Raw genomic sequence first — 5,487 nt, 5'->3', positions numbered from 1 at the left:
CAAGTGTTAAAACTTTTGTAGAACCTATGACAATGATTAGTTTTACTTATTTAAAAGGTATAATTTTTAGGATGCGATGCGATCGCCCAGATATTATGTCATGGGCGTTGCTGATTAAGAATATGAATTTGCCGTACGCTCCGCTTCTCTAACACGCAAAGGCGCGAAGACGCAAAGAATTAAGAGTCAAAGAAGTAGAACTTGAAGATTTCATATTTCGATTCAGCAATGCCATGTCAGATTAGGCGTCACTTATCATTAAGGCTGACGCGGTGACGTGGAGAGTTTTTTTGACCGACAATTTTAAGTGTTACTCAGACAAACACACTGCTGATGGCGTTATTGGTGCACTATATATAGCAGTTTGCAATCGAGTGAGGTAGAGAATCTAGGTTTGGTAGCCAGAGATGAAGGCTGTTTTACTCCTGAATTCTGAATTGCGATGTCACTTCTTGACTAAAAAATATGCTGTAGCATAATCAGGTAATTGGCTGATATGCTGTCCAAATTCTTTTTGATTCTTAAAAATGCCTGCCAAAAAATCGAGCTGATAAAGATTGGGTAAAAATGCTCCGCCTGTATCAGCCATCACTCCCATTTGCAGATGTTTGCGGCCTCCCCTAGTCTGCTCAATCACAATCACTCTACCTAAACCAATATTCAGAACATCTCCAGCAAAAGTGACTCCTGGTTTAATGGAAATTTTGGCATCTATTTTGTATCCATAACCTTTAATGGCATCAACTTCTCTAAAGTACCAATAGCGCTTTTGTGCTGTTGGTTTTAATCCGCGGATATAAGACATACCATTATTTCTGTCTACATTAAAAAATGCCTTATAACCATCTGTAAAATTAATCAAAACTGTTCCCTGCATCAGGGCTTCTTCTAAGCCAGTTCTGGTTAGATAAGCCAGACTTTGAACTTTGCCAAATTCTCTACCGCCTGGTTCGTAAATGCCTGATAAAACATCCTGTTTTGTGTATTTAGTGTAGAATTTATCGTTATTAGAGTTGTCTTTGAGGCTATAAAGTGCTGTATTGAAAGTAGAAGTTTTCTTGCGAGAACCAGTGTGAGTAAAAACAGCGTATTTAGTAATTCTTAATTGTTTTTGTTGTTTATTTTTGGGGTTGTAGGCAGTCCATTTAATAACTCTAAAATTGGCATTGATAAACTTAGGGTCTTGTAACCGAGTGGTTCGACGGTTAGCAATATCTTCTTTTAAGACAACACTCATGAAGTCCAAAGTTTTGAGGACATCTTGGACAGTAACTCCTTGAGTAGCAAGCACTCCTGTCCGCTGAATATCTGGGTCTTGCGAAGCGTAGTCTTGAAAATATTTTCTAGTATTGACGAGAACAGTTAAGAAATCTGTTTGATTGAAGTTAACCTTATTACTTGGGAGTTTGACTGAGGAAAAAACTTGGCTGCCTTTAACGCTATATTTATATTTTTTAAACTCATCAACAACCGGATAGGGTGTAGATGCGGCTAACAAATCCTGTGGAGATGAAGCAGGATTTTGGTTGTCTGTTTTTTGTTCAGCTACAAAAGTATTTTGGAAGCTGGAGGTAAGTGTATGAGGAGTTTGATTTGATGTGAAAGAAATATGTGGTTGAAGTAAGGCAGAATTTTCTTGTTGAGTAAAGCTTTGTTCTTGTGGGGTTAGCTGTTTAGTTTTTGATTGAGTATATAGATAGCTACTGGCTAAACTAACAAGTAGTAAACCAGCACAACCTAGTGTGAGCCGGAATTTTTGATTAAATAATACCATTTTGGGTTGGGGATTTTAAATTTTCAAATATGCAAGAGTTAGTAAATCACTTTTTTGATGATTTATCTGTCGCCATTATTCAAGATATTCATAACCTGGAAAATAGATTTTTATTGTCTGTCACTATTTTCAACTTTTAATTTTGGATTTTTTAAGTTTCTACCACCTCACGCACTAACTGTGCCAATTTGTCAGCACTATCGGGAACTGCGATCGCTTTTGCTTTTTCCCCCATCTTGGCTAACTCTTGGGGTGAGTGCAATAAATTCAACACATTACTTTGCAATTCTTGTGCTGTTAACTGCGATTGCTTGAGGGTTAACGCCGCACCAGCTTTGGTGAATACTTCTGCATTGTAGGATTGATGGTCTTCTGCGGCAAAGGGATAAGGAATCAAAATCGCTGGTGTTCCACACACTGCCAATTCTGTCAAGCTACCGGCACCAGAACGACTAATGGCAATAGTAGCTCGTCGCAACAATGCCGCCATATTGTTGTAAAAAGGTAAAGCGATGTATTGCGGATGTTTGAGACTATCTGCTTCCGGATCGCGATCGCCAGTTAAGTGTACTATATAAGCACCAGCATCAAACCAAGCATTGGCACATTCCCGCACTAATTTATTGATACCAACTGCACCCTGGCTACCACCAAAGACGACAATTAAAGGAACACCATCGGGAATAGCTAAATCCAGCGGTGCATTTATTCCGCCATCGAGAAATTGTGCTCTGACAGGAGTGCCAACACAGACATTCTGGGCACGAGGTAAATACTTAGCGGCGACTTCAAACCCCAAGGCTACCACACTACACCAAGGGCCAAAAAAGCGAGTTACCTTACCTGGCAAAGCGTTAGATTCGTGGAAAATCACGGGTAAACCAAGGGAACGCGCCGCAATGACGGCGGGGCCAGCAATGTAACCCCCTGTGGTAAACACTCCTTGAAAATTTCCCTGTTTGAGAATTCGCCTGACTTGGAAAATCGAACCCGCGAGTCTGGCTAAAATACGAATCGAAGAAATGCCAAACCCTTGCTGAAACCCTTCAACTGCAATAGTATTCAAAGGATACTCTTTAGGGACAAGTTCCGTTTCTAGCCGATTGGGTACTCCCAGCCACTGTATTTGATAATCTGACAGTTTTTCGGCTAGTGCGATCGCTGGAAACAAATGTCCACCAGTCCCACTGGCAGCTATTAATAATTTGATTGGTGCGTTTGCCATCAAACCTCTACCGTTTAGCGTCTAGGTTAACTAAGATAAAGCAATTTCCTTACCTTCTCTAATCAAATCAGTAAACTCTTACCAATGAGTAACATTTTAGTGAAACGCAAACTTAGATTATCAACCAGCATCGGGCTGATTTCATTCCTGCTGACACTTGGTTTAACAAGTGCTTGGCAAGCTACTCAAGCCAGTACACCACAGCAATTAGTCCAAGCAACTACAGCTCAAAATGCACCAGCCGAACTGAAAACCTTGTTGACACAAGTTGATGCTGCTGCAAGCAAAGGCGATGCCAAAGGCGTGTTACAGTTTTACGCCCCCAATTTCACTCATGGAGATGGGTTAAATCTCCAAACCATGGAAAAGTCCCTGGTTTCACTCTGGCAACGATACCCCAAATTGCAATATAGTACTAAACTTGTGTCTGCAAAATCGGAAGGTAACGCCATCATCGCCGAAACAGAAACTCAGATCATCGGTGCACCCTCCGCTAACAGTAATAATTTGGCTCTGAATGCCACAATTAAATCGCGTCAGCGTGTCGTTGGTGGAAAAATTGTCCGCCAAGACATTTTGTCAGAACGCACACAACTGACTTCTGGAAGCAACCCGCCACAAATTGATGTTAAATTGCCACAGCAAGTGAAAGTTGGACAGAAGTATAATTTTGATGCGATCGTTCAAGAACCACTTGGTGATGATTTTTTACTAGGAACGGCGCTAGAGGAACCTATTCGGCCAGATAAATATCTCAACCCTACATCCGTGGATTTGCAATTACTCACATCTGGTGGAGTGTTTAAAGAGGGACAAGCACCATCTATTCCTGGTAGCCAATGGGTTTCTGCCGTGATCCTACGGGGTAATGGAATGACGATGGTAACTCAGCGCCTGCAAGTGGTGAAGAAGTAGAAACGCGATTCATCCCCCTTGTAGAGACGCGATTCATCCCCCTTGTAGAGACGCGATTCATCGCGTCTATTAAAAATTAGTGCGCTAGGCTACTAGCGTACTAGAAATATTGATGTCAGTTACCTTGAATCCATCGCTATTACGTTCATTAAAGCCTTTCAGGAGTAGCGATCGCTCTTTAATTCTCAGACATATAAATTTCTTTACTATTCCCTATTCCCTATTCCCCGCTATACCTGAGGCTGTAACAATGTAACAATAGCGATCGCAACTCAACAAATCATCATCACCAGTGAACGCACCTACCAACGTCTCCGCCCAAACTCAAAATCGCAAAGCAGATCACATTCGCATCTGTTTAGAAGAAGATGTTCAGTGTCATGAAGTCACCAATGGATTTGAACGCTATCGCTTCACCCATTGTTGTTTACCGGAACTAGATTACACCGACATTGATATCAGTACAAATTTTTTGGGCAAACACCTCGGCGCACCTTTGTTAATTTCTTCCATGACTGGAGGAACTGAACAAGCAGGAATGATTAATCAACGCTTGGCCGAAGTCGCCCAACACTACAAAATTGCAATGGGTGTCGGTTCCCAACGAGTAGCTGTAGAAAAACCCCAGGTAGCTGATACTTTTGCTGTCCGCAAGTATGCACCGGATGTTTTACTATTTGCCAACTTGGGGGCTGTGCAACTTAACTATAAATATGGCTTGGATCAATGTCTGCGGGTAGTCGATATCCTAGAAGCTGATGCTTTGATTTTACACATTAACCCCCTGCAAGAGTGCATTCAACCAAAAGGCGATATTAATTTTAAAGGTTTAATTGACAATATTTCTAAAGTATGCTCTAAAATGCCAGTACCAGTAATTGCTAAAGAAGTGGGTAATGGCATTTCAGATGCGATCGCTCAAAAACTCTTAGAAGCTGGAGTCACAGCCATTGATGTCGCTGGTGCGGGTGGTACTTCCTGGGCGAAAGTCGAAAGCGAACGAGCTGAAAATGCCTTGCAACGTCGCTTGGGGAGGACATTTGCCGATTGGGGTTTACCGACAGCAGAGTGCATTACTGGTATTCGAGCGATCGCCCCAGATGTGCCTTTGATTGCATCGGGAGGATTGCGTCATGGACTAGATGCAGCAGTGGCGATCGCTTTAGGAGCAGACATCGCCGGTTTTGCAATGCCCTTCCTGAAAGCCGCAGCAGTTTCACAGACAGCAGTTGCGGAACTGGCTGAAGTATTAATCGCTGAAATCAGCACCGTATTATTTTGCACAGGCAATGCCAACTTGTCTGAGTTAAAACACTCAGACAGTTTACAGCGCATAAAATAATTCGTAATTCGTAATTCGTAATTCGTAATTAAGACTTACGCATTATACAAATTGGCTATGATGTGCATAATGATTGGTTCAGAATACAAGTTCGTTGGTTCAGAATACAAGTTCGTTGGTTCAGAACACAAGTTCGTTGGTTCAGAATACAAGTTCGTTGGTTCAGAACACAAGTCCGTTGGTTCAGAACACAAGTCCGTTGGTTCAGAACACAAGTCCGTTGGTTCAGAA

At 41.9% G+C, this 5,487-nt stretch carries 4 protein-coding genes; 2 read left to right on the top strand and 2 right to left on the bottom strand.

What is annotated here, in order from left to right; translation table 11 throughout:
- Positions 1–445: 445 nt before the first annotated feature.
- Positions 446–1,774 carry a hypothetical protein gene (locus ACM0OY_RS39340; protein WP_414574127.1) on the bottom strand — a complete coding sequence of 443 codons (1,329 nt, stop codon included), beginning with the start codon at positions 1,772–1,774 and terminating at the stop codon, positions 446–448.
- Positions 1,775–1,925: 151 nt separating this feature from the next.
- Positions 1,926–2,999, bottom strand: coding sequence for an undecaprenyldiphospho-muramoylpentapeptide beta-N-acetylglucosaminyltransferase (gene murG, locus ACM0OY_RS39335; RefSeq protein WP_414574126.1), 1,074 nt, complete (start codon positions 2,997–2,999; stop codon positions 1,926–1,928).
- An 84-nt stretch (positions 3,000–3,083) separates the two neighbouring features.
- On the opposite strand from murG, the gene ACM0OY_RS39330 reads away from it, so the two are divergent.
- Together ACM0OY_RS39330 and fni are read left to right on the top strand one after the other, a co-directional pair.
- A complete protein-coding gene (locus ACM0OY_RS39330) occupies positions 3,084–3,914 on the top strand; it encodes a nuclear transport factor 2 family protein (RefSeq protein ID WP_414574125.1) in 831 nt (276 codons plus the stop codon).
- Between the two features lie 292 nt (positions 3,915–4,206).
- Positions 4,207–5,256 carry a type 2 isopentenyl-diphosphate Delta-isomerase gene (fni, locus tag ACM0OY_RS39325; protein WP_414574124.1) on the top strand — a complete coding sequence of 350 codons (1,050 nt, stop codon included), beginning with the start codon at positions 4,207–4,209 and terminating at the stop codon, positions 5,254–5,256.
- Positions 5,257–5,487: the final 231 nt, after the last annotated feature.

The organism is Nostoc sp. CCY 9925, assembly GCF_963920935.1.
Classification (GTDB): Bacteria; Cyanobacteriota; Cyanobacteriia; order Cyanobacteriales; family Nostocaceae; genus Nostoc.
This window is presented reverse-complemented; position numbering and strand designations above follow the sequence as displayed.